General features: G+C 44.2%; 1 protein-coding gene. It reads left to right on the top strand.

All coding sequences use genetic code 11. From position 1 onward, the window contains the following. On the top strand, positions 1–543 hold a 543-nt coding region (locus R7P74_RS28715), incomplete at both ends, for a flagellar hook-basal body complex protein (RefSeq protein WP_318124090.1).

Genomic DNA, 543 nt, shown 5'->3' with positions numbered 1-543 from the left:
AAAAACCACTCCGGGTGGCGGTGCACAAGCAAGCCAAGTGGCACAACAGTTCCACGAAGGCTCAAGCATTTACACCAACAACCCAATGGATTTGCGTGTATCGGGTACTGGCTTCTTCGCGGTAGCGAAAGATCGTCTCATCCCTCAACAAAATGAAATGACACGTAACGGTGCATTCCATTTGAACAAAGAAAACTACATGGTAACCGCGAACGATGAGTTCCTACTTGGTTATCAAGTAAACCCAGAGTCTGGTGAGGTTTCATCTTACGAGCCACAACCAATCAATATTCCTGCGGAATTTGGTAAGCCAAAACAAACAGCGAACATTGAAGTGGGCGTGAACTTACCTGCTAACGGTGATTTGAAAGATCCAACTCAGTTTGATTTTTCAGACCCAGATACATACAACCGTTCAACCTCTTCGACAATTTATGACTCGATGGGTCAATCTTACAAGTTAACAACGTACTACTTGAAAGATCAGACTCAGCCAAACACGTGGAACACTTACTACACAGTAACAGACAAGAGTGGTGAGAA

The organism is Vibrio sp. 2033 (assembly GCF_033339735.1).
This window is presented reverse-complemented; position numbering and strand designations above follow the sequence as displayed.